The organism is Pseudanabaena sp. PCC 7367 (genome assembly GCF_000317065.1).
Classification (GTDB): Bacteria; Cyanobacteriota; Cyanobacteriia; order Pseudanabaenales; family Pseudanabaenaceae; genus Thalassoporum; species Thalassoporum mexicanum.
Genome location: NC_019701.1, coordinates 816,371 through 840,041 on the forward strand (window position 1 = coordinate 816,371; position 23,671 = coordinate 840,041).

Here is a 23,671-nt window from a genome sequence, read left to right on the forward strand (position 1 = left end):
GTCTATTAATGCTAATCCCTTACAAAGAACGTCAACACGGTTTCATCTACTCCCTTTAGCTTCAATGGGCCACGCTTGACGATCTCTTCTTCTTCTAAGTAATCAGCCACCACCGCAGAAACCAGAATACAATCAGGTTCAGCCGCCGACTGGATCCGGGAAGCAATATTAACCGTCGGGCCGATCGCCGTGTAATCAGATCGCTCCACGCTGCCAAACACGCCAACCACCGCCGTACCCTGGTGAATGCCACAGCGGAACTTCACAGGCATAATGCCCTGCTCACGCCAGGTTTGGTTTAGGGCATTGAGCGATCGCTTCATTTGTCTGGCGGTGGAAATTGCCCGCCGGATCTGCTCGTTGGGGGTAGTCTCTTCCGGCGCACCAAACAAGGCCAACACCCCATCGCCCATAAATTTATCCACGGTGCCACCATTCTCAAATATGGCTTTGGTCATTTCCCCTAAATACTGATTGAGCAATTCCGCTACCCGCCGCGATCGTAGTGTATTGGCAATTTCCGTAAAGCCAACAATATCACTGAACAACACCGTAATCATGCGTGGTTCTGGGCGTAGATCCAGGGAAAGATCGCCAGCGGCTGCCTTTTCGACCATGCTGGGTGGCAAGAATCGCTTCAAAACCGATTCAGTCAGGTATTTATTGAGCTGAGCAACTTTATGTTCGTTCTCTTTTAAAGCCAATAAATTATGCACTTCGGCCAGGAGCTCACGCTTGCTAAAGGGCTTGGAAAGATAGGCATCTGCCCCTTTTTCAACCCCTTCGATCCTGGTTTCTTCATCGGCCTTGGCCGTAACTAAAATCACCGGTGTGCCTGCATATTCTGGGGCTTCGCGGATCATCCGAATCATATCTAAACCAGACACTTTTGGCATCATCAGGTCAGTTACGATCAAATTGGGGCGATATTTTCGTACCTCCTCAAAGCCATTTGCGCCATTGTTGGCAGTGCAGATTTGATAGCCTTCCTGGGTAAGAATGCTGGCGATGTAGCTGCGCATATCACGATTGTCATCTACGATCAACACGAGCGATCCCTTACCCGCTTCCACCAGATCAGGATTAGCTTCGATCGCTTCGTTTTCTTCTGCTTCCTCTAACTCAATATCAATGTCAGCCAGTTCAATAAAGGCGCGTGAACCTTCCAGTTCTGATGGTACATCGATCACCTGATCGGCAGGTAAATGGGCATTGCCGATCGGCAACCAGATCGAGAAGGTCGTGCCTTCACCATAGACAGACTGAACCGTTACCTTGCCGCCATGTAACTCTGCTAATTCCTTGACCAGTGCCAACCCCAGCCCAGAACCTTCAAAATTACGACTAATTGAACCCTCGGCCTGCCGGAATCGCTCAAATAGATGGGGGATCTGATCTTCACGGATACCAATGCCGGTGTCTTTTACTTTGAGTAAGCAATGATCGCCCCGCGACAAAACACTAACCGTAATACTGCCACCACTTGAGGTGAATTTCATCGCATTGGACAGCAGATTGTAGAGCACCTTATCGAATTTTTCGAGATCGAGATAGATCGCCGGGCATTCTTCAAATAGGGTAAGCAGGTGAATATTCTTTTTCTCACAATAGGGGCGGAAAGAATCAAGGGTTTGGCTGGCAAAGGCAACTAGATCGCAGGGGCGAAAGTTGGACTGCATTCTGCCCGCATCCAAACGCTGTAAATCGAGCAGTTGATTAACCAGGCGCAGTAGCTTACGGCAATTACGCAGGGCAACCACCGATTGCTCATAGGTGAGGGGTTGGGACTGGGAGACACTTGATTCCAGCGGGCCGATCGTCAGGGTTAGGGGCGTGCGGAACTCGTGGGAGATGTTTTGGAAAAACTCCGTTTTTTGGCGATCCAGTTCCAGTAATTTTTGGGCTTGTTGGTGGGATTTTTGGAATAAATAGGCCTGTTGTACGGCGATCGCGGCCTGGGAAGCAACGGCTTGTGCCAATGAAATTTCTGAGCTTTGCCAGCGGCGTAGTGATCGGCTCTGGCGCAGGGAAATGCTACCAATGATTTTGCCATCGGCAAGTAATGGCACCACCAAAAGCGATCGCGCGGTGGGTACCCGCAACGGTAGTCCGTGGGAATTGTCCTCAGAACGCTTAGCAATATCATCGATCGCCACCGGTTGATTGGTCTCAATTAGTTGTTGTAAAACCGGATTGCCATCAATGCGTACCATCGACTGGGGCAAAGAAAGGGGCTCGTTTTGTTCAATTAGTTCTTGCCTGCCCTCATTTTCGACTAATACCAGGCGATCGGTTTTGACCGTGTCATCGTCGGTTGTATAAAGGCCAACACACTGCACAAACTCATCTTCTTCATGCCAGAGCGAAAGGGCACAACCATCTACATCCAGCACAATTCCTAGCTGTTCAGTAATCGATGCAAATATTTCCTGTGGGTCAAGGCTAGAGCGGATCGCGGTTGTGACTGTATTAATTAAGGATTCGCGCTTAGCCAGTTCACGCACCTGCTCATAGGAGCGAGCCTGGGACAGAGCCAACACCATTTGATCACACACAGTGGTCATCAGATCAAGGTCATCTTCATCCCAATTGCGCAGATCATCGCACTGATATAACGATAAAACTGCGATCAACTCCTGCTGGAAAATCAGCGGCATGATCAGGGCGGATTGGATTCCTAAACTGACATAGGTGGCTTGAGTCTCAGGATTCACCACCTGCTCGTTGTTGCCACTTGTGCAATTAGCGCTATTGGTGTTATTAGATACTTCGCTAACATCACTAATATTACTGATGCTAATAATTTCTCGCGTGGCGGTCACGGTTTGGGCTAATTGGTCAACCGGAAATGCTGGATCATTTGGATCATTTGGATCGTTTGGGGCATTAGTGTAAGCATAATATTCATCACCGATTTTGCCCTCCTGGACTGGATGTACCAGGCAACAGCTCACCTCTAGATTGGTGCCTACCGTACTGGCGATCGTGGCCAGGATCTGGCGATAGTCGTGGGTATTATTGATTGCATTGGCGATCGCATTTTGGACTGTTTCTTTGCGCAGGTTGCGTCGCAGCTCTTCGGTATGCGCTTTGAGTACCTTATGGGTCTCAACGGCCTGCTTAACTACCCCTCTTAATTCTTCTTCGTCCCAGGGCTTGGTGACATACTTGAATACCTTACTGGAGTTGATCGCCTCAACCAAATCCTCCACATCAGTGTAGCCAGTCAGAATAATCCGCATTGTATTGGGATATTTGACTACCATCTGACTGAGCAGTTCGGTGCCGCTCATTAAGGGCATCCGCTGATCGGAGATAATTACGGCCACTTCACCTTCACGATCGAGCAAATCGATCGCTTCTGGTCCACTTTCGGCTCGCAAAACCCTGAACTCACGATAAAAAGTACGATATAGCAAATCCAGGTTATCGGGCTCATCGTCGATAACTAATAGCTTGGGTTTATGAATATTTCTAAGCTTCTTGTTATTCTGCGATTGCATTCGCTAAATACCTATTCCCTGGAAAAGCCGCGCATTCACTGTTGACAGTTACATTGTCTAAAGGCCATTGATCAACTATTGCGTATTGCGATTATTACAACCAATGCCTTGAATTAATTCCTAAATACTAAAAATAATCACCAAGCTGAGGTTTAAACTTACTTGTTTAGTTTGCCACTGCAACAGGAGTGAAATCAAAATTAAGTCTCACCCGCAAAATTAGCTTAGCTGGACTAGATCTATATAGTAAGCCCTGCCCCTCAGTCTAGATTACCGCAAGAATTGGTATTTATAGCTATATAGCCAGGTATAACTAGATCTTACCAATGGCCGGATTGGACAAATCTAATGGGCGGATCAAAAATTTTAAATTACTAGCTTTGCACTAAGCCCCAAAACCTCTAGACCAAAACCTTTAGGCCAAAACAAGTAGATGAAATACCGATCGCCATGGTTCAAACCCTGTCTACTATTTGGCTGATTGACTCAGCTGATTGATCGGTTGAATTAGCTAGTTAGCAAGGCACAGTCTCAAGCAGCGATCGCAATGTCTCCATTAATTATTTAATTATGAGGCAAAAAGCGAAATCAGCATCCACTGGCAACAAGCTAAGCAACGTCGTTACTGGGCAGATAGTAGACCATTAGATTAGATCATCTAGATTAGATCATGCTTAAGCCCAAAATTCGTTAACAAGCCCTTACCATTTGCACAAAGCAACCATGAATTAAGCAACAGTTTACTAATAATTAATTCTACAAGCTAGTTGATTTAAGCAATAGCATTAGTAGTCAGCAATTCCTCCTAGAAATAACTACTCACCCCCATTGAAAGTCTATTTTAAAAGCTATACCGATCGCACTGCCCTTGCAAGATTTTTGTTCAAACCGATATCTAGGTTCCATCTCAACCTAGTATGTTTTAATTAATATGTCTTAAGTCCAGCCCAAAGCGGTAATCATGCCACCAGCTATTTATCAGTTATCGAGCGCTGAGTTAGCAAATAAATTCATAACTGGCAAATAGTTCAAATTACCTTAATTATACTTAGTTCTTTGATTATTGTTCTTTGCTTATTACTAAGCGATCGATCGCAAGCGATTGGTTGTCGCCCATAGCGATTACTTTTAGCCTGGTGAACCCATGCCCAAACTACCTGATCATAGATTATGATTATCCTGAATAATACCAATTCTACCTAGCCAGAACTAAGCAGAGACGGTTCGCCAGGTTCTCGCTCCGCCAATGAGGCAGTTAAATTCATTTCATAGTAGTTTTCAAACGGTTGCTTTTTATATTCCAGACTCCACAGCTCCAGGGTGCAAGGATCGCCTGGTTGGGTGGGAATGAGTTGTAGGTTGCAGGTTTGCTTTTTGAGACTGCAATTAAAATTAACCTCGGCGACCGCACTGATCTGACGGCGATCGAGCGCTACTGCCAGCCTTAATAATGGGCTGATTTGATCCACAAATAACCGCATCCGGCGATTGGTCAGGCGGCGATAGTTTTCATGTTTTTTCTTAGGTTCACTCTTGCGGTGATAACGACACAGGTTGGCGATCGCTTCCACCTCTGATTCTGTGTAGCCCAGCAATTCACCATTACGCACCAGATAGTAAGAATGTTTGTGGTGGGCAGAGTGGCTAATATGGTGGCCGCAATTATGCAACATGGCAGCAGCCCAGAGCAGTTGCCGTTCATTTCCAGCCCAATTGTGTAGCACCCCCTGGGTTTGGTCAAATAAACTCAAGGCTAGTTTGGCCACCTGCTTGCCATACTCAGGTTGCACACCATACTTATGGGCTAGTTTCAATACGGAGCGATCGCGCACTGAGCCCTGATAGCGCATCCGATCTTCAATTAGGTCATGTTTGATCATCCAATCGACAATCAATCCATCGCGTAATGCCCGCTCACAGATTATTAACCTGCTTGACTCTAGCGATCGCATCGCCTGCTGCAAGATCAACGCCCCGGCCACAATAATTTCACCGCGTTTTTCACCCACCAAATCAGAGCGATCGTCCAGGTCTAATTTACGCAGTTGCTCTACCATTGCCTCTACATCCTTCAGGCTCAGCTCATAGCCCTGCAGCGGGTTGGGCACAGAACCTAGATTTTCATCGGCGTGCATTTCGGCCAAGGTTTCGATCGTGCCAGAGGTGCCAATCATGGTAATGCGTTCCTGCCGAAGGCGCTGCCGTAGATCATCGGTGGGTCGCTCTAGCATTCCCTGGATATAGTCTTTCAATCGCCCAAATTCTTCCTTGTCGATCGGATCACTGGATATAAATAAATCCGTTAAGCGCACCGCACCAACCTTGGTACTACTCAAATATTCAGGATCGCCGCCTTGTCCTAAAATCAATTCCGTTGAACCACCACCAATATCAATAATTACATGGGGTGAATTATTTAATTCCAAAGCTGAAATTACGCCTAGATAGATCCGACGGGCTTCCTCTTGCCCAGAAATCAATTCGATTTCAATGCCAGTCTCCTGGACTACCTTATCTAAAAAATCTTGACCATTAGGAGCTTCACGCACCGCACTGGTAGCCGTAGCAATAATTTCGTCTACTTCAAAGCTGAGGCACATTTCCCGGCAATTTACCAAAGCCCGCATCGCCCGCTTGATCGCTTCCGGCTTGAGTCGTCCCGTTTGTGCACATCGCTCACCCAATCGTACGGTGGCTTTTTCTTTTGCAATAACGTGAAAGCTAGGGATATTAACTTGCACCTCAACAATTACCATGTGGATGGAGTTGGTACCCACATCGATCGCAGCCAGGATTTTATTTTTTTCGATCATGAATTTATGTGCTGGTTCACTTTATCCGTTTCTCAAGCTAATCAGGCAAAGTAGGGTTGTTCTCGATCATCAATCAAGCTGGGGAGACCCTACCCACCAAATTTCAATCACCCAAATCGCAGCGCAGTTAAGGCTGAGCAGGAGACAGTATTAGTATTTGGTGAGGCAATCTCAAAGAACTATGTAGCTAAGCAAAACCCATGACTAGCCAATTTCGATAGTTGTACTAATATTTATTCAGCTTAACTATAACTTTAATCTGCCGTTGTTAATGTTACCTCTGTCAGGCTCTGCACCGCCGCCCATTATAGAAAAGTTAAGGATCGGTAATATCTTGCAACGGTTGCGGATTATAGACTTATTGTTTTAAAAGCAAAATAGCGATCGCAAATGGTTGTGTCAGACAACTTATCGAAATATAAACATTTTCCGGAGTGACCAGCAAAATTGCGGCTTGTATAGAAAAATAGTTAGAGAAACTTGTTCAACCATTAGAACCATTAGTTTTATATGTCATTAGCCCATCACAAAGCCAAGCCACTCAAAAACACCACCCGCCGCCCTGCCAAAGCCCTGTGCAGTGAATGTGGCCTTTGTGATACCTACTATATTCACTACGTCAAAGAGGCTTGCGCCTTTATTACCCAGCATATTGATGAGCTAGAGGTTGAGTCCCACGGCCGATCGCGCGATCTGGACAACGAGAACGAGCTGTATTTTGGTGTGCATCAGGATATGATCGCCGCCCAAAAGAAAGAGCCGATCGCCGGAGCCCAATGGACTGGCATTGTTAGCAGTATTGCGATCCAAATGCTCGAACACAAGCTAGTCGAGGGTGTAGTTTGTGTGCAGTCTGCCAGCCACGATCGCTTCCAGCCCAAGCCAGTGATCGCTCGCACTGCGGCAGAAGTTTTGGCAGCCAGAGTCAATAAGCCCACCCTCTCGCCTAATTTGTCGGTGCTCGAAGAAATTGAACAGTCTGGGATCAAGCGGTTACTGGTAATTGGCGTGGGTTGCCAGATCCAGGCATTGCGGACAGTGGAAAAAGAACTAGGCTTAGAGAAACTCTATGTGTTGGGTACGCCTTGTGTAGACAATGTCAGTCGGGCGGGATTGGATAAGTTTTTAAACACCACCAGCCGATCGCCGGAAACCGTGGTGCATTATGAATTTATGCAGGACTTTAATGTGCATTTCAAGCACGAAGATGGCTCGATCGAGATGGTGCCCTTCTTTGGCCTGAATACCAAGGAACTAAAGGATGTATTTGCGCCCTCTTGCATGAGTTGCTTTGACTATGTCAACTCGCTGGCGGATCTGGTGGTGGGCTATATGGGCGCACCGTTTGGCTGGCAATGGATTGTGGTGCGTAATGACACCGGCAAAGAAATGCTGGATCTGGTTCAAGATCAGCTCAAAACCCAGCCAGTTGATGCCAGTGGCGATCGCGCTGCTGCTGTCCAACAGGGGATCGCTGCCTATGATAATGCCACCACGATCCCAATCTGGTTAGCCTGGATCATTAGTTTTGTGGTGAATAAAATTGGCCCCAAGGGCTTGGAATATGGCCGCTTTTCGATCGATTCCCACTTCATCCGCAATTATCTATATACCAGGCGCAATTATCCCCAAAAGTTGGCGGCGCATGTACCGGAGTTTGCCAAGCGGATCGTGGCTAGGTATAAGTTACCTGCCAAGTAAGTGATCCTCAACTGGCGTGAGAGTCGTGACTTTGAATGCTAGAATTAGCCTAAATATATAAAAATATAGATAAATACATAATCCGGAGGAATAGACACAGTCATGACCCCATCTCTAGCTAATCTATTGTGGAGCTTGCTTCTTGGCGGTGCGATCGTAGTAATTCCCTTAACGATCGCCTTGATCTATGTCAGCCAAAAAGACAAAGTGGTGCGCAATCGCTAAACTTAATAGACTTAAAAAAATTAGCTTGCTTAGTTTTAGTAACTATTCAGCACCTAAGTTGGGGCTAGTCACTAACTAGGCGTTGATCGCACTTATCTGTTACATAGCCTATTATTCCATTGCTATTCATAGCTAAGCATTTAACTGAACACTGAGTTAAACATCGTTGAGCTAAATATCGATCAGATTGGGCGCAGTTCTGGCACTAGTCGATTAGTCGATCGCCCGACCAACCCGACTAAAAGATCGGCAAAATATCGGCAAAATACTGGCAAAATAAAAATGACCTAATTACATACTTTGAAAATTGGGCAAGAAGATAGCAGTAGTTGCTTGCTGCTTGGCTAAATGCCTTTGAGTATTTAAAAATGCCTTTGAGTATTTAATAAGTATGTATGCAGATGCCATTTTTTTTAGGTTAGAGTAGATTAGGTCAAAGCTGGTTCTGAGCCCATCGTGATCGCATATTTAATAAATTGGGAAAAGTTGAAATAAACCAGGATATTAACGTGACGGTGGTTTAGATCCTTTAAGCTAACCGCATTAGCTAGTCATAATTAATCTAGACAGTTAGTGGTTAGGTGCAAGTCATTGGGAGACTTTTAGCAGCATGATAAACATTGGCGGTAATCCGCTTATGATCCTTCTGGCAATCGTTGCCGCTCTGGGTGGAGTGGGACTCTACTTTGTGCGCAGCTTTCGACCAGAATTAGCCAGGGATCATGACATCTTTTTCTCAGCGATCGCCCTGGTCTATGGCATCATCCTGCTTGCGTTTAATTTTCGGATGGAAATTACCACCCAGCTAGCTCAGGTCTTAATCGTGGGGTTTGGTGGCTGGTTTGTGGTTGAAACCCTAACGCTGAGAAGCTCACTGTCTAATCAGGCTCGTCGTGCGCCGATGGATCCGATTATGGATGATCCAATTGGCCCACCGGAATATCCTGAATACCGCGTGGAAATTGACCCAACCAGAGAACTTTCGCCCAGGCGATCGCCCAGTTCACGCCGGATGCGTGGTGCTGAACCCGCCTATGATGAAAGACCAGATGAAAGACCATCAGAGCTAAGGGGAGATATTGAGGGACAAGAACCAAGTCGCAGAGCCCGCCGCCCCAGACGAGCTAGCGGCAGCCCTAGTGCAGGTGGTGGCTATCGGGGTAGCAGTCCCAGCAGTAATCCAAGCTCGGACTCGGTGATCGATATTGACGAAGAAGATATTAAACCTGTTACACCTAGACGTAGACGACCAAGGCCATCGGGCAATGAAGATATGAATAATATCAATAACCAATCGCCACCCCCAAGGCGGAGACGGCCTTCTGGCAGACCCCCAGCCAGAAATCCTAGTAATTACGTTAGGGACGAACAAGATGATTGGTAAGCGCTCAAGCTTCTCTTCATCAGTAGTTTAAAATTAACTTTACAATTAGCGATCATTTAAAATGATCTTTTTAGACAAGGTGGCAAATTGTGGGGACGATCGGCTTAAAGTTAACCAAATTTTGATTTTGGCGATCGCATTCCAGTCGAGAAAGCATAACAATCAGTTATTGCAGGCTAAACTATACTAAGGCGGGCTGTTTAAGCATTTTATGGACAAAGATGCTTAGTGATGTTCCAGTATGATGCACAAATCCACTACCAGAGCCGATCGTGAGCTATTGCGTCAACCCTAATTGCACAAATCCCAAAAATATGGCAGGAGATACAATCTGCCTATCTTGTGGTTTTCCGTTACGGCTCAGAAATCGTTACGTTGTCAACCGTCCTTTAGGTAAGGGTGGTTTTGGGGCAACTTTTTTAGCCGCTGATGAAGGTTTGCCGGGATATCCACCCTGTGTGATTAAACAGCTTCGTCCCAATAGCCAATCACCCAGCATTTTAAAAATGGCACGGGAGTTATTTGAGCGGGAGGCATACACCCTTGGCAAAATTGGTAATCATCCCCAAATTCCGCGCCTGTTGGACTACTTTGAGGAAACCAGTAATTTTTACCTAATTCAGGAATATATCGAAGGTGAGACCCTCAAACAGGAATATGAACGCAGGGGCAAATTTAACGAGATTGAAATCCGTAAGATTATCGCCGAAATATTACCAGCACTTGGTTTTATTCACCAAAATGGCGTAATTCACCGCGATGTGAAGCCAGCTAATATTATTCGCCGCAAGCAGGATGGCCAACTGGTCTTAATTGACTTTGGCGCGGTTTCAACCCAGGTCAATAAAATTCCTGGTAATGATAATGATGGTGACGATCCATCTGGTTTGCTTACCAACTTTGCGATCGGTACGCCTGGATTTGCACCACCTGAACAGATGGCCATGCGACCGGTTTTTTCTAGCGATTTATATGCAGCAGCAATGTGTTGCCTTTATTTATTAACTGGTCGATCGCCCAAGGATTTTGGTCATGACCCCTACACTGGCGAAATCAACTGGCGATCGCAGGTGCAGCTCAGTGAGCATTTAAATTTTATTTTCGACAAAATGTTGCAGCCCTCGGTTGCCCATCGCTTCCGCACTGCCGAGGAAGTCCTTCAGGCGATGGAATCCCGTGCCCAGCCAAAGCCGCAGATTCTAGATGACGAACCCAATACCTATCAAACATCCCAAAATCGAATTTCGCGGGTTGATGCGGCTAACCCTAATCCTACCGGTGGATTCCCTGCTGCTCGCAAATCCAGAGTTCAAGCCTCATTAAGCGGTCGTAGTTTAAGTGGCAATGATATCACCAGTGGTCTGCAATTGACCCGTGGCGGCGCTACCAGGGGTGGCATTGGTCGTAGTGGTAAGGAGCTTAAAGGGGGACGCAAGGTAATTGTTGAATATGGCCAAGGTAAACGCAACTTTGCCAACCAGGATCTGGCCAAAGCCTCACTAGCCAGCGCGAACTTAGCTGGGATTGTGATGAGTCGATCGAAACTGATGGAAACTGATTTCTGTCAATCGGATCTAACTGGGGCTAGCTTCCAGGGCTCGATTATGTCAAATGCCAAACTCAATGGCACTAACTTGACCAGAGCCAAAATGCAGCGAGCGATTCTGAGTAAAGCTGATCTTGGTAGTGCCTCTTTGGTTAACGCCGATCTACGCGAATCCAAGTTGCAATTTGCCTACCTGAGCAAGGCCGATTTGACCGGTGCAAACCTGAGTAATGCTGATTTGACTGGTGCCTATTTAAAGCAAGCTAACCTCCGCCGCGCCAATTTATGTGGTGCTAATTTAAAGGGTGCCAAGGTTTCTGAAGAACAGCTCTCCTACGCCAAGACCAACTGGAGTACAATTCGCCCTGATGGCAGTAAGCGATTGTTTTAAGTTTTAGTTTTAGTTTTTATCTAACTGGAAAAGTTGGAGAATTTAATTGCAAGGGATTTGGATTTAATAAAAGATGCCCTGGTTTGTGAAAATCGAAACCGGAATTGTCGATAAGGCCACCTTCGATCGCCATGTGCCGGCGCATTTAGAATATATTAAAAAACTAAATGCCCAGGGAAATCTGGCTCACAGCGGCTATTGGGCTGAACTTGGTGGTGGCATGTTGTTGTTTGAGGCGGCTAACCTGGCTGAAGCTCAGGCGATCGTCCAGGCCGATCCATTGATCGCCAATCACTGCGTTAAGTATCAACTCCATGAATGGCGCTTGGTAGCTGGCAATCTGCTTACTTAAGTGTTTTTAGGCGAGATCTTGATCCTGTGCAAGAGCAATCTAACTACAATTACTATCTTTGTAAAAGTAGCCTCCAAAATCTGCGCTAGCGTAGGATTTGAGATTCGATTGAACCTTAAGGCAAATCGATCACCCAGAATCAAATCAACTAGTTTAGCCAGACTCAAAACAAGTTAGATTGAGAAAAGAGTTTAATTAGCTGGCAAATCGATCGCCCTTATGAGAATTTTAGTAAGCAATGATGATGGTATTTATTCCCCTGGTGTGCGATCGCTGGCAGAAGCATTAGCCAATGACCATGAAGTTACGGTGGTTTGCCCCGATCGAGAGCGATCGGCTACTGGTCATGCGTTGACGTTGGTGGAACCGGTGCGGGTCGATCCGATCGAAGGCGTTTTTTCGGATTCAATTACGGCCTGGGCCTGTTCTGGCACTCCCGCTGATTCAGTCAAGTTAGCCCTGGATGCACTGATTAGCGATCGCCCTGACCTGGTTATTTCGGGGATTAATCGCGGCTCCAATCTGGGCACTGATGTGCTCTATTCCGGTACGGTTTCGGCAGCAATGGAAGGAGTTCTAGAACGCTTACCCAGCATTGCCATGAGCCTAACCAGCTTCTCTTCCACTGACTTTCGGGCGGCGGCGGCCTTTGCCAAGCAACTAGTGGCGGCGATCGCCAAGAAGCCCTTATCTGAAGCGGTGCTATTAAATGTAAATGTGCCAGCAATTCCAGCCCAGGACATTTGTGGGGCAGTGGTAACCCGATTGGGGATTCGCCGTTGGCGTGATGTATTTGAAAAACGCGTCGATCCCCGTGGCAAAATTTATTACTGGCTGTCTGGCGAGGTAATTGAAGAGGAAGCCCCACCGGATAGCGATATTCAAGCGATCCGCGATAACTACATCACAATCACGCCACTCAAATATGACCTCACCCTGGAAGCTCAAATAAATCCGGTGCGAGGCTGGGCAGAGGGAGCGATCGGCCAGGGCGATCGATTTAAGCTAACTATTTAAATTGAAGTCAAATTGCCAATGTCCCCAGAATCCAATCAAGTTTTTAAATTAGAGACGTTAACCACAGCAATCGCCAGAACGCCCCAAACCTGGCGATCGATCGTGTTTACCAATGGTTGCTTTGATCTAATCCATGCTGGCCATGTGCGGTATTTAGCGGCGGCCAAGGCATTAGGCAAAACTTTGATCGTGGGCTTAAATAGCGACGCATCGGTTTGCCAGCTAAAAGGAGAAAGCAGGCCGATCGTGCCGCAGGCCTATCGTGCTGAGGTGTTGGCTGCCCTCAAGCCCGTTGATGCGGTGGTGATTTTCAATGAATTGACCGCGATCGAAACAATCAAAGCACTCCAGCCGGATATTTACGTCAAAGGTGGCGATTATGAGATTGCTACCCTGCCGGAAGCGCCTACGGTGCAAAGCTATGGTGGCAAAATTGAATTGATCCAGGTGGAATTACCCACTTCAACCTCGGCGATCGTGAATCGGATTAAGTCAGGCCGATCGCTGGCGGAATGTTTTGATAAAGTGTAGGTTTGCCATTGCCAATTATCACAGCTTAAACCAATGCCAGGACAAGATACCCAGGAAAATACCCAAGGAAATACGCAAGATTTTACGATCAGAGCTGCTATCCAGGCTGATGCAGAGGCTATTTTTAACTTAATCAAGGCGTTGGCGGAATACGAAAAGCTGAGCCATGCGGTGACTGGTAATGTTGAATCTCTGGCGGCGCATTTGTTTGGCGATCGCCCCTGTGCCGAAGCGATCGTGGTGGAATTGGAGCAAGCGATCGTAGGGTTTGCGCTATTTTTTACCAATTACTCGACTTTTTTGACCAAGCCGGGGATTTATCTGGAAGATTTGTTTGTGTTGCCGAGCCATCGGGGCAAGGGATTGGGTAAGGCGCTATTGCTGGAGGTGGCAGCGATCGCAACGAGGCGGGATTGTGGCCGGATGGAATGGTCGGTGCTGGATTGGAATGAACCGGCGATCGCGTTTTATGAACACATTGGTGCGACGGTGTTACCAGATTGGCGGATCTGTCGGATCATGGGCGATCGTTTAGGGGAAATTGTTTCTTAAAAATTCAACAAGCATAAACTAATCGTCGGAAGCAGGATCGCGCTCTAACTTCATTTTCTCAAGTTCTTGCCTCATTCCTTCTAATCTCGGAGCCATTCCTGGAAGCAAGCTGGTATATTGCTCAAGCATCTGTAACTGAAAATCTACATCAATCTCAGCCGAAAGAGATTCAAAATCTATGTCTGTGCAACCATATTTCAACTGAATTGATTCGACTATCTCCTTGTCCTCTTCCCATAATCCTTCTTCTGAATCATAGCTGTATCCTCCTGCTTCATAGCATTCAGCATAGGCTTGCATGTAGCTTGTAAGCGAATTGTAAAGTATTTTGTCTGATTCTATGTCAATTCTCCATATTGGGCATCTAGGTGCGACAACATCGACTGCACAGACTTCATCACCTTCAAGATCCATAATTCTCAGATGTTGACTTTTCCAGTTCCAGATATCAGGCTCATCCTCTTCAATCTCCTCATGTTCCTGTACTTTATGAAAACCCCAGCTACTCCAAGGATGTAGAGCTCTTTCAAGGGAGAAAAAATTACTATAGTAAGGTACTACGGAGTATTTAGCTCCATTATGCCATCCATAAAACTCATATAATTCTTCTGGAAATTGATGAATAAACTTGTATTTAGCCAAGAGGCGATCGATTTCCTCACGGCTAATCCCTGGCTCAAAACCTTCAGCAATTTTGGGAGCGTTTGCGACTAACCAGTTTTCGATCCGTTCCAGGGCATCAGTTAATTCAGACATAGTAAATCTGTTGCAGTTAGCTAAAATTTAAGCATAAGACTAAAGGTAGTCTATCTTAGATTACACCAAAATAGAATAAAGTACAATAAACTATCTAGTTAATTTTTAGTTAACTCTTCTAGCATTGGAAACAACACATTGGTAATCGGCTCGGAAACGGGCTTCACCATTTGCTTCAGCGCGGCGATCCCCCCAACCCGCAGGGCTTTAACGATTTTTTCTTTCTGGGTGGGGTTCTTTTCGATCACCTCGATCGCTTTGCTGGCTACGATCGCTCGATCGGTAACGGTTTCAGTGGGGTTGTTGGCGGCGAGTTGATCGAGAAGTTGTTGGATCTCGGCGGCGGCTTCGGCCAGGGTTTGTTTTTGTGCGGGGGCGTAGTTATATTGGTTAGTTTGCTGGCGGGCGTTGTCTTTGACGGTGTCGGCGAGATTGCCGATCTGGGCGCCGCGTAGATCGTATTTGGATGATTGTTGGTTGGACATTGCTTTTAAGATCCCTTTAAAGTCTGTGCTGTTTCGCCGTTCGATCGCTAACTGCTCTTTGAAAAAGACAAGCTGATCACCTGTTAATTCTAATTGCTCCTTATAGTTAGTATCGATCGCTTGTAGGGCTTCCTCATATTTTTCCTTGAGCATAGTCCAAGTTTTGCAATCTCTAGGACTAATCCATGGCTTTGTAGGATCAATCTGCGTCATGAATTTAACTATAAAACCATTGATTTGTTGTTCGATCCCTTGAATCTCTAGTCCTTGGCCATTATTTGCAGCTTTAAAATTCTCCAAGGCGATCGATAAGGCTTGCCAGTCGATTCCATTCTCTTCCGAGAAAAAAAGATTTATTGTGTTCGTATACTGCTGAACTAGGACTGCAAACTCGCCAGGTTTGAAAAACTCATTCTCATTCTTAGGCAGGCGATCCAAAAAATAAATTGACTCTTGCGCTTCTTCATCCCATCCAGACCAGGTCAAATAAACAAATTCACAATCAACTTGATCAAATCTTGTCTCTTCATCGATTGTCCAACCTTGAATACAAGCACCAGTTAGACAAGCTTTGTAAAACCTTGCTCCGGAGGCATTTGAGCCACTGAGTTCTGTCCCTCTGAGATCAGCTCCCCAGAAGTCCGCCTCATGTAATTGTGTACAACTGAGATCCGCATCGCATAGATCCGCACCGCTAAAGTCAGCGCTGAAAAAACCACCTTGATACAGATAAGCTTTACTAAGATTTGCACCATCAAAATTAGCAAAATAGCCGGCAGCGCAAAAAAAATCAACATTGCTGAGATTGGCTGCACTAAAATTTGTGAAATAAAGATTGGTATTTTCCAGCTTAGCTCTATGTAGGTTTGCACCAGAAAGGTCAGAAGAACTTAGGGTTGCATCAGTCAGGTTTACTCCTTGCAGATCAACACCGCTAAGGTCAGCATTCTGCACATCAAATCTTTGTCCATTTGCGCCAAAAGATTTAAGCCAGATTTCATGTTGCTTAAGCTTCTCTTCAATTTCCAGAACTGACAACTTCTTCATCAGCCAAGCCGCTAAATTTCTTGAAAATCCTTATCCCATTATCACCCAACCCAACCAGCAAAAACACCCACATAAAACTAGTCCCTATCCAAACAACCCAGAGGGCAAAATGGCTAGGGAACCTAGAAAAATATTCAATTTTGAAGCGAATTATTATTCTTAGCTGTTTTCAGAGTAAATATCAGGCACTAAATCGTGATTATGGCTGTATTCATCGATTTAGCAACTAATCCTAAACAAACCTAATTATCAGCAGGTGGCTGCCAAGTATGAGTAGTAGCTTCCTCAACACTGAGGCCAACCTTATTCGCGGCACGAGCCAAAACTCGATCCTTGCTGACTCTGTCTTCGTAGCGATTGCGGATCGCCAATCTGCGAGCTTGTTGTCTAATCGTCATTTCTCCCTCCCGAAAATTAATGCATTTAATGTGAACTTATTTATTTACTGAGGCCAGAGTTTAAGACGGTCTTGGATTCTGGCTTAATTGAGGTTTACGAATTATTTAATCTCCGCAAAATAGCTCAATCTATCTTCAACTTAAGCTAACTTAGTTAATAGTTAGTTAATGTGAGCCTTCCAGGTGTGGGAAGTAGCTTCTTCAACACTTAAGCCAACCTTATTAGCCGCACGGGTAAGCACCTTCTCTTGACGCACTTTGTCTTGATTGCGATTTTGGGCTGCCATCCGGCGGGCTTGTTCTCTAATGTTCATAGTTAATGACTCCTTAACCTTTGCTTTTGACACAATCATCATAACGCGAAACTGTATAAAAAGCTACCGAATACCCAGTTAAATTGTTAATTTTTGGTCAACTTTTGTTAAGATGCGCCTTTGGGTACACTCTTGTTTAGCGCTACAGTTCAATTTGAGGTACAAAGGAGATCCTGCTTACTCAAGCATTTAGATAGTAGAATAATGCTCTAATCTGCGCTTATTAAGAGATAGACCACTCTATCTTGGAATAGAGGTCGTCATGAAATGTCTACTAATCGTCCGTTAATTAGCAAATGATTAGCAAAATTTGCCTCTAGCTGAAATCTAGTCAAATTAACCACACCACATTATGGCAAGCTGAGTAATTGGGCATGCGATCGCCCCCATTACCAGAAATTAATCGCAATAAATTAATAACCTAACTATCCTCGCTCACTACGCCACGCGCAAATATGGAAGAACTATTCGCTCACTTACGTGAAGAGCCGATCGCTACTTTTGCGATCATGCTCGCCATCATTCTGATCATCCCGCCATTGTTTGAAAAGCTCAAACTGCCCGGTTTGCTGGGTTTACTGCTAGCTGGGTTGCTAGTGGGGCCAAATGTGTTGCACGTAGTCTCGATCGAATCAGAGGCAATGGAGTTGCTTTCGGATATTGGTCTGGTCTATTTAATGTTTGTGGCTGGCCTGGAGATCGACATTGAGCAATTCAATCGCACCAAGGATCGCGCGGCTACGTTTGGTGCTTTTACCTTTTTCTTCCCCCTGATCGCAGGGGCGCTAATTGGTAGGCTGTTTGGTTTTGGTTGGAATGCCTCGATTTTGCTGGGGTCGATCTTTTCTTCGCATACCCTGCTGGCCTATCCGATCGTTTCGCGGTTGGGCGTAGTCGGTAACGAAGCCGTTACTGTCACGATCGGTGCCACAATTATTACTGACATCGGTGCGTTGCTGGTGCTGGCGGTTTCGGTAGGGGTCAATGCTGGTGATTTCTCACTAATTCGCCTAATTACTTTGCTGGTTTCGTTGCTGATCTATTCCAGTATTGTGTTGTTTGGATTTGATCGACTGGGAAAAATTTTCTTTGAGCGATCGGGTGATGAGGAGGGGAATCAGTTCCTATTCATTTTGCTAGTGGTATTCCTGGCTTCTTTGGGGGCGGAGCTGATCGGCGTAGAAAAGATCGTTGGTGCCTTCTTGGCTGGTTTGGCAGTTAATGAGGTATTGGGGGAAAGCCCGGTCAAAGAGAAAGTCGTATTCATTGGTAGTGTGCTGTTTATTCCCATTTTCTTTGTCGATATTGGTCTAATCATTGATGTCAATTCATTTATTAGCAGTATTTCTTCATTGTGGCTTTCTTTGGCGATCGCCATTGGCCTGATAATCGGCAAGTTCCTCGCGGCCTATAGCTCTAAGCTTCTCTATAAATACGATTGGAATCAGACCATGACCATGTGGTCGCTATCTTTACCCCAGGTAGCGGCAACACTGGCAGCAGCCTTGGTGGGCTATCGTGAGGATTTGCTCTCTAATTCAGTGTTGAATAGTATTGTGCTACTGATGGTGTTTACTTCCACCCTGGGCACAATTTTAACCAAAAGATTTGCCGCTAAGCTGGTTTTGCCAGGGGCTGGCGTGCAGGAAACCAGCTATGCTTGGGTGCCAGAAATGTATAGTAATCGCTTCAAGGTGATGGTGCCAGTCTATAACCCAAATACGGAGCAGCATCTGGTGGAGTTGGCTTCGTTGCTGGCTCGTCATGAAGAGGGTGGCATTTTCCCACTAGCAGTCGCTTCGGCACACATGCATATGGATGCTAATGCTTTGGCCGATGAATTAACCAGAGCCCGATCGCTGTTGGCCAATGCTAGCGAAATCAGCAAAGATATTGGGATCGAATCGGAGACAATTTTACGGATCGATGATTCGGTTTATGAAGGAATTAGTCGGGCTAGCCGCGAGCAGCGGGCACATTTGATTGTAATGGGTTGGAGTGAGATCACTGGTCTGAAGGCCAAGCTATTTGGTACTGTAATCGATCGAGTCCTGGAGGCCACCCATTGTCCAGTTGCCGTGACCAGGCTGCTGGGATCGCCAATGGAAATCGATCATATTCTGGTGCCGATTAAATCACCGCGCGGCCACTCGATGCAGATGCTTCGGTTTGCTTATATTCTGGCTGATGCCAACCATGCTCAGGTCACTTTGCTGAATGTTTGTAGTCCCAGTATTTCATCGGAACGGATCGAATGGCGGCGATCGCAATTTAAGTTGCTGGCAGATAACTGGCTACCCGATTGTGATGTAGAAGTAAAAATTATGCCGCACCGTGATCCAATTGCGGCGATCGTGGCGGAATCAAGTAATCATAATCTCGTGATTTTGCGATCGTTGCGGCGGCGGACAGTGGCCGGCGGGATCGCCATCTCTGATGTGGCGGAACAATTGGTTCAAAAATTAAACTGCTCGATGATGATTTTGGGCGAACCACACAAGCAGCCAGTGGGGATTTTGGCAGACGTTGATAGCGAAAAGAAGGCAAAAGCTTAATTCAGATTTATGCCCATAAATAATTAGCCTGTGTCGATTGATGGAGAAATGCTCTCACTGCCAACACAGGCTCTTTTATGTAAATCGATCTTGTCGATGCTCAGGTGCAAAGATGTCCATGTCTAGGACTTAGCATCATCATCATCCTGGTTAGCTGCAAATAAAGGCTTAGTTAGTAGCTTCCAAGCCGCATCAGCCACACCAGCAAGGCGATCGCCCAGTTCGTCTAACTCTTCAGTCAATTTTTCCCAATTTTCGCTGGCTTCCTTTTCAATCACATCGATCGATTTATCTAACGCGGCCTTGCGCTCAGTGGCAAACTCGCCAGATTTCTCCAGCGCCTCTTTAGCATTCTGCACCGCACTCAAATAGGCTTTTACGGTGAAATCACCAGCTTCCTTGGTCTCAGTCATGGCCTTTTTCTTGATCGCTTCGATCAATTCCATTGCCCTCTCTTTCACATCATCCGACTCATCGGACATTTCTTTCTCAACCAGGGCTTTGGTCTCTGGGCTCACTTCCACGATCGCTACTTCCTTCTCTGGAGTTGATTCGGGTGTGTTAGTCATTTTGGATTAACCTCATTAACCTCAATCTACATGTCTAACTTAACTGATTAAATACCTAAATGCTCAAAATCGTGTTGCCAAGGCAATATTGCTGCCAAAGGTTCAAATTGATCTGTTTATTTAATCATCGCTTTCTACCATATTAAACAATCTGGCCTAGGGGCTAGGTCAATGGTTTTGAAGGACTAATTTAATGATTTTGATTAACCATCCGGTGGCAGTGATTACTCTTGTGCCTATGATCTTGTTCCTATGATCTTAGACATCCACGTTGCGATTCAGTTTTATTAAAACCGATTTATTCTGGCTACTTTGTTCTGGCTACTTTGTTTATGACTCAAATTACGGATTTGCAGATCGGCATCAGGGCCGCGATCGCCACCGATTTACCGGAAATTGTCGAAATATATAATGATGCGATCCCTGGTCGGATGGCCACAGCCGATCTTGAGCCAGTTAATATTTCTAGTCGGCAACAGTGGTTTCATGACCGCGATCATCAAAAATGCCCCATCTGGGTTGCGGTAGACCAAGCAGAGCAAGGGGATCATCGATTAATTAGCGATCCCGATCTTAACCATATTCAAAATATTCAAAATACGGGTGCTCCTGATCCTGACCACGACCAAGCAATTGCTCCTACCCCAGATTATCGATTGCCTGAACCAAGCCCAAAACCAATAATGGGTTGGCTGAGTGTGCAGAATTTTTATGGTCGCTGTGCCTACCAGGGCACAATGGAAGTCAGTATTTATGTTGCCAATCGTCATCAAGGCAAGGGCGTGGGTAAGCAGTTGCTCAGTTATGCGATCGCCACGGGGCCACAAATTGGCATTACTTGCTTAATGGGGATGATCTTTGGCCATAATCAGCCTAGCTTGCAGTTATTTTCTAAATTTGGCTTTGAACAGTGGGGACACTTGCCGCAAATTGCCCGCCTTGATGGTGTTAAGAGAGATTTAGTTATTGTCGGTTTACATCTGCCAAATCCAGAATCAAGATAAAATAATTGTATATATGTCTGTATAAAGAAAAACACTTTAATTATTTTAGTGATTTCTTTAGCTTGATCGAAGCATCCATCATACTTAGCCTTCTTAGCCTTTGCAGATATATAGCCCCCAATGATCATCAATGATCTGAATCATCGAATCATCAATGATCCGTGAGGTATTGCCTGGCAATCATCACCAATACCCTCGATCGGCAGCGATCGAAGCAGCACAGATATCTTGGCAACAACGGGCAAATACATCTAGTAGCATGTATTAATTAATCTCATTAAAATACAGAACTCATTCTGACTGAATTACTAGATACTAGATTATTAAATGTCCTAACCTACCTTACGCCTCAATCTCAGATTGATTAACCTTTTAGGGAGGTATGACTAATGAATGTCAGAACTGAAGACCTTTTAAAAAATCTCAAATTTTGCCCATATTGCGAACTAAGCAGTGTCAAACTACCTGGCGCGGAACTAGACGGAGAAGTCCTGCACCATGCCAATCTCGCTGACGCTGATCTAAGTGCCGGTAACTTAAATCATGCTGACCTGAGTAATTCTGATTTGAGCAGGGCTAACTTGTATCGTTGTAGCCTCAAACATGCCAACTTTAGTGCCGCTAAATTGAGCAATGCTAATCTCAAAGATGTCCAGCTAAATGATGCCAATCTGAGTGATGCAATTTTGAGCTGTGCTAATTTGGCCGAGGCTGATTTGTCTGGCGCAATCCTAGTGGGAGCCGATCTCAGTGGCGCAGACCTGACTAATGCGGAGTTGTGCCATGCTAATTTGACCGGTGCCAATTTAGAAGGAGTATTGCTACACAATGCCAACCTGACTGGGGCTAATTTCACCAACGCCAACATGGAGAATGCCCAGTTAGATGGTGCAGATCTCACCAATGCCAATCTCAGCGGCACCACTCTGCACAATGTCAATTTGGCCAATAGTAATCTCCAGGCAGTGAATCTTACCAATGCCGATCTTAGGGGGGTGAATTTGCAGCATACCCATAATCTGGAAACGGCTAATTTATGTGATGCGATTATGCCCTATGGCGATCGATCGTAGCAGGGTTGTTAATTTAATTAATTGTTAATTGTCTTGCGGTTTGGCCTGACAAAGGAAAAGAGAAAAGAAACAACAGCAAATAGTAATTCCAGGTCAACCCAAAATCGATAAAACATTGAAGGGAGTATCTAAATTAGCGTACTCCCTTCGTTCTAATTATTTAGATGGACTAGATTATTTAGAAAATTGCTTAGGTCACGATCGCTTTAAATCAAGCCTTAAATCAAGCCTCAGACTAAGGAGCAAGTTTGGTTCAATATTTTGTTTTGCCCTAACATGCTGTTAATAATTCTATCTCACAGTATCTATGGCCAAGCTAAAGAAGAAAGCCAGAGCTTTTGAGCTTAGTTATTGCTAAATCCCAGAGCTACCAAAGTATCAGAAGCTAAGAAATGGGCAATGTGATAGGTGCGTTCTTCAGTTTCTAAGAGCATCTTTTCATAGAGATAACGAGTAGCGCGATCGCCCAGACTTTCCGCTTGCCCTGCCAATTTGCGCAACAAAGTTACCATTGCCTTTTCGGCCACAAGATCATGCTCTAACATGGCGCGACTAGAATATGCCCCATCGGCTTCAGGCTCAAAGCAACATAGTTCGGCTAGCTTACTAAAGCTGGTGGCTGGCACTGCACCAAGACCATTGAGGCGCTCGCCCAGATCATGTACATGACCTCTCACTTCGCCATAGCAATCCGCAAAGAAGTTATGTAGTTGATAGAACTCTGCGCCTTCCACCACAAAATGATGCTTCTCATATTGCAAATACAAAGCTTGAAAGCTGGCCAATGCTACATTCATGCCTTCACAAACTGGTTCGGTTACTGAAGTTTCTAGTAAGACTGGATTTTCGGCGACCGTGCCAAACTCTTGTCTTAATGTAGTAGCTGTAGACATGGAACTTTGCTCCTAAAAAATAACTTGATTCTGTTTGCCTCTAAAGCAAATATAACACCCACATATAGGGGTTCTCAAAACATTAATTCCACGGAAATACTCGCAATATGATTGAGAATAGATCGCAAGAATATAGCTAATACGCAGGAATATCAATCGCCACAAGCCTTAACCATCAAGCGATCGACAAAAATAATATTTCACACAGCTCAGGATTTTTTATTATTTAAGCTTGGCTGCAACAATTTTTGCTAATGAGAAAAGCTGCTAACAAGCAATACATAAGAATAACTTATGCCTTGTTTACAAATGACAAATCTTGTCACTTAAAGTCAAGACCATTAATATCAATATTTAGCTAATTGATTGCTTAGATAAATAAGCTAAACAAGCTCAAACAAGCCTCAGCCTTGCACTTAGCCTCCTCAATAGACCTGCTATTTATACCTATGTAAGTAGAACTAATTAGTCATAGTATATATTTTGGCAGAACTTATTGCAAGATATTCTCATCTAAGCTATGCTCTACATGTCAGGGAAAGTAGCTAGCTGTTCGTTTTTC

At 45.3% G+C, this 23,671-nt stretch carries 19 protein-coding genes; 11 read left to right on the forward strand and 8 right to left on the reverse strand.

Features of this window, described 5'->3' with window-relative positions:
- Positions 1-11: 11 nt before the first annotated feature.
- On the reverse strand, positions 12-3,503 hold the full coding sequence (locus tag PSE7367_RS03125; RefSeq protein ID WP_015163907.1) for a response regulator: 3,492 nt from the start codon (positions 3,501-3,503) through the stop codon (positions 12-14).
- Between the two features lie 1,199 nt (positions 3,504-4,702).
- A complete protein-coding gene (locus PSE7367_RS03130; RefSeq protein ID WP_015163908.1) occupies positions 4,703-6,316 on the reverse strand; it encodes a Ppx/GppA phosphatase family protein in 1,614 nt (537 codons plus the stop codon).
- 510 nt (positions 6,317-6,826) lie between these two features.
- On the opposite strand from PSE7367_RS03130, the gene PSE7367_RS03135 reads away from it, so the two are divergent.
- The 8 genes from PSE7367_RS03135 (at position 6,827) to PSE7367_RS03170 (ending at position 14,015) form a co-directional block, all read left to right on the forward strand.
- Complete coding sequence (locus tag PSE7367_RS03135; protein WP_015163909.1) at positions 6,827-8,017, forward strand: Coenzyme F420 hydrogenase/dehydrogenase, beta subunit C-terminal domain; 1,191 nt, start codon at positions 6,827-6,829, stop codon at positions 8,015-8,017.
- A 102-nt stretch (positions 8,018-8,119) separates the two neighbouring features.
- The gene (gene psbX, locus PSE7367_RS03140) at positions 8,120-8,242 is read left to right on the forward strand and encodes a photosystem II reaction center X protein (RefSeq protein WP_015163910.1); all 123 of its coding nucleotides are present in this window, start codon (positions 8,120-8,122) and stop codon (positions 8,240-8,242) included.
- Positions 8,243-8,879: 637 nt separating this feature from the next.
- The gene (locus PSE7367_RS03145; RefSeq protein WP_225882683.1) at positions 8,880-9,626 is read left to right on the forward strand and encodes a Ycf66 family protein; all 747 of its coding nucleotides are present in this window, start codon (positions 8,880-8,882) and stop codon (positions 9,624-9,626) included.
- A 272-nt stretch (positions 9,627-9,898) separates the two neighbouring features.
- Entirely contained in the window at positions 9,899-11,563 is a 1,665-nt protein-coding gene (locus PSE7367_RS03150) for a protein kinase domain-containing protein (RefSeq protein ID WP_051037851.1), read from the forward strand.
- Positions 11,564-11,636: 73 nt separating this feature from the next.
- A complete protein-coding gene (locus tag PSE7367_RS03155) occupies positions 11,637-11,915 on the forward strand; it encodes a YciI family protein (protein ID WP_015163913.1) in 279 nt (92 codons plus the stop codon).
- A gap of 219 nt (positions 11,916-12,134) precedes the next feature.
- Positions 12,135-12,932 carry a 5'/3'-nucleotidase SurE gene (gene surE / locus PSE7367_RS03160; RefSeq protein ID WP_015163914.1) on the forward strand — a complete coding sequence of 266 codons (798 nt, stop codon included), beginning with the start codon at positions 12,135-12,137 and terminating at the stop codon, positions 12,930-12,932.
- 18 nt (positions 12,933-12,950) lie between these two features.
- On the forward strand, positions 12,951-13,463 hold the full coding sequence (gene rfaE2 / locus PSE7367_RS03165) for a D-glycero-beta-D-manno-heptose 1-phosphate adenylyltransferase (RefSeq protein WP_015163915.1): 513 nt from the start codon (positions 12,951-12,953) through the stop codon (positions 13,461-13,463).
- Between the two features lie 33 nt (positions 13,464-13,496).
- Positions 13,497-14,015 carry a GNAT family N-acetyltransferase gene (locus PSE7367_RS03170; protein ID WP_015163916.1) on the forward strand — a complete coding sequence of 173 codons (519 nt, stop codon included), beginning with the start codon at positions 13,497-13,499 and terminating at the stop codon, positions 14,013-14,015.
- A gap of 18 nt (positions 14,016-14,033) precedes the next feature.
- On the opposite strand, the gene PSE7367_RS03175 is transcribed toward PSE7367_RS03170, so the two are convergent.
- The 4 genes from PSE7367_RS03175 to PSE7367_RS22340 all read right to left on the reverse strand — a co-directional run bounded on the left by PSE7367_RS03175 (position 14,034) and on the right by PSE7367_RS22340 (position 17,015).
- Complete coding sequence (locus PSE7367_RS03175; protein WP_015163917.1) at positions 14,034-14,771, reverse strand: SMI1/KNR4 family protein; 738 nt, start codon at positions 14,769-14,771, stop codon at positions 14,034-14,036.
- Positions 14,772-14,869: 98 nt separating this feature from the next.
- Entirely contained in the window at positions 14,870-16,303 is a 1,434-nt protein-coding gene (locus PSE7367_RS03180) for a pentapeptide repeat-containing protein (RefSeq protein ID WP_015163918.1), read from the reverse strand.
- Positions 16,304-16,545: 242 nt separating this feature from the next.
- Positions 16,546-16,701, reverse strand: coding sequence for a hypothetical protein (locus PSE7367_RS22335; RefSeq protein ID WP_015163919.1), 156 nt, complete (start codon positions 16,699-16,701; stop codon positions 16,546-16,548).
- Between the two features lie 161 nt (positions 16,702-16,862).
- Positions 16,863-17,015, reverse strand: coding sequence for a hypothetical protein (locus tag PSE7367_RS22340; protein ID WP_015163920.1), 153 nt, complete (start codon positions 17,013-17,015; stop codon positions 16,863-16,865).
- A 455-nt stretch (positions 17,016-17,470) separates the two neighbouring features.
- On the opposite strand from PSE7367_RS22340, the gene PSE7367_RS03190 reads away from it, so the two are divergent.
- Positions 17,471-19,570, forward strand: a complete 2,100-nt coding sequence (locus PSE7367_RS03190) for a cation:proton antiporter domain-containing protein (RefSeq protein WP_015163921.1) — start codon at positions 17,471-17,473, stop codon at positions 19,568-19,570.
- A gap of 122 nt (positions 19,571-19,692) precedes the next feature.
- On the opposite strand, the gene PSE7367_RS03195 is transcribed toward PSE7367_RS03190, so the two are convergent.
- Positions 19,693-20,139: a hypothetical protein gene (locus PSE7367_RS03195; protein ID WP_015163922.1), complete on the reverse strand. Its 447-nt coding sequence runs from the start codon at positions 20,137-20,139 to the stop codon at positions 19,693-19,695.
- A gap of 332 nt (positions 20,140-20,471) precedes the next feature.
- Between PSE7367_RS03195 and PSE7367_RS22345 the strand changes: the two genes are divergently transcribed.
- Together PSE7367_RS22345 and PSE7367_RS03205 are read left to right on the forward strand one after the other, a co-directional pair.
- On the forward strand, positions 20,472-21,143 hold the full coding sequence (locus PSE7367_RS22345; RefSeq protein ID WP_015163923.1) for a GNAT family N-acetyltransferase: 672 nt from the start codon (positions 20,472-20,474) through the stop codon (positions 21,141-21,143).
- A 389-nt stretch (positions 21,144-21,532) separates the two neighbouring features.
- Positions 21,533-22,216: a pentapeptide repeat-containing protein gene (locus tag PSE7367_RS03205; RefSeq protein ID WP_015163924.1), complete on the forward strand. Its 684-nt coding sequence runs from the start codon at positions 21,533-21,535 to the stop codon at positions 22,214-22,216.
- Between the two features lie 344 nt (positions 22,217-22,560).
- Here PSE7367_RS03205 and dpsA read toward each other — a convergent pair whose 3' ends face one another.
- Positions 22,561-23,109 carry a DNA starvation/stress protection protein DpsA gene (gene dpsA / locus PSE7367_RS03210; RefSeq protein ID WP_015163925.1) on the reverse strand — a complete coding sequence of 183 codons (549 nt, stop codon included), beginning with the start codon at positions 23,107-23,109 and terminating at the stop codon, positions 22,561-22,563.
- Positions 23,110-23,671: the final 562 nt, after the last annotated feature.

Coding starts and splice junctions, on each gene's coding strand:
- PSE7367_RS03125 (WP_015163907.1), bottom strand. CDS start 3,503: ATGCAATCGCAGAATAACAAGAAGCTTAGAAATATTCATAAACCCAAG.
- PSE7367_RS03130 (WP_015163908.1), bottom strand. CDS start 6,316: ATGATCGAAAAAAATAAAATCCTGGCTGCGATCGATGTGGGTACCAAC.
- PSE7367_RS03135 (WP_015163909.1), top strand. CDS start 6,827: ATGTCATTAGCCCATCACAAAGCCAAGCCACTCAAAAACACCACCCGC.
- psbX (WP_015163910.1), top strand. CDS start 8,120: ATGACCCCATCTCTAGCTAATCTATTGTGGAGCTTGCTTCTTGGCGGT.
- PSE7367_RS03145 (WP_225882683.1), top strand. CDS start 8,880: ATGATCCTTCTGGCAATCGTTGCCGCTCTGGGTGGAGTGGGACTCTAC.
- PSE7367_RS03155 (WP_015163913.1), top strand. CDS start 11,637: ATGCCCTGGTTTGTGAAAATCGAAACCGGAATTGTCGATAAGGCCACC.
- surE (WP_015163914.1), top strand. CDS start 12,135: ATGAGAATTTTAGTAAGCAATGATGATGGTATTTATTCCCCTGGTGTG.
- rfaE2 (WP_015163915.1), top strand. CDS start 12,951: ATGTCCCCAGAATCCAATCAAGTTTTTAAATTAGAGACGTTAACCACA.
- PSE7367_RS03170 (WP_015163916.1), top strand. CDS start 13,497: ATGCCAGGACAAGATACCCAGGAAAATACCCAAGGAAATACGCAAGAT.
- PSE7367_RS03175 (WP_015163917.1), bottom strand. CDS start 14,771: ATGTCTGAATTAACTGATGCCCTGGAACGGATCGAAAACTGGTTAGTC.
- PSE7367_RS03180 (WP_015163918.1), bottom strand. CDS start 16,303: ATGAAGAAGTTGTCAGTTCTGGAAATTGAAGAGAAGCTTAAGCAACAT.
- PSE7367_RS22335 (WP_015163919.1), bottom strand. CDS start 16,701: ATGACGATTAGACAACAAGCTCGCAGATTGGCGATCCGCAATCGCTAC.
- PSE7367_RS22340 (WP_015163920.1), bottom strand. CDS start 17,015: ATGAACATTAGAGAACAAGCCCGCCGGATGGCAGCCCAAAATCGCAAT.
- PSE7367_RS03190 (WP_015163921.1), top strand. CDS start 17,471: ATGGAAGAACTATTCGCTCACTTACGTGAAGAGCCGATCGCTACTTTT.
- PSE7367_RS03195 (WP_015163922.1), bottom strand. CDS start 20,139: ATGACTAACACACCCGAATCAACTCCAGAGAAGGAAGTAGCGATCGTG.
- PSE7367_RS22345 (WP_015163923.1), top strand. CDS start 20,472: ATGACTCAAATTACGGATTTGCAGATCGGCATCAGGGCCGCGATCGCC.
- PSE7367_RS03205 (WP_015163924.1), top strand. CDS start 21,533: ATGAATGTCAGAACTGAAGACCTTTTAAAAAATCTCAAATTTTGCCCA.
- dpsA (WP_015163925.1), bottom strand. CDS start 23,109: ATGTCTACAGCTACTACATTAAGACAAGAGTTTGGCACGGTCGCCGAA.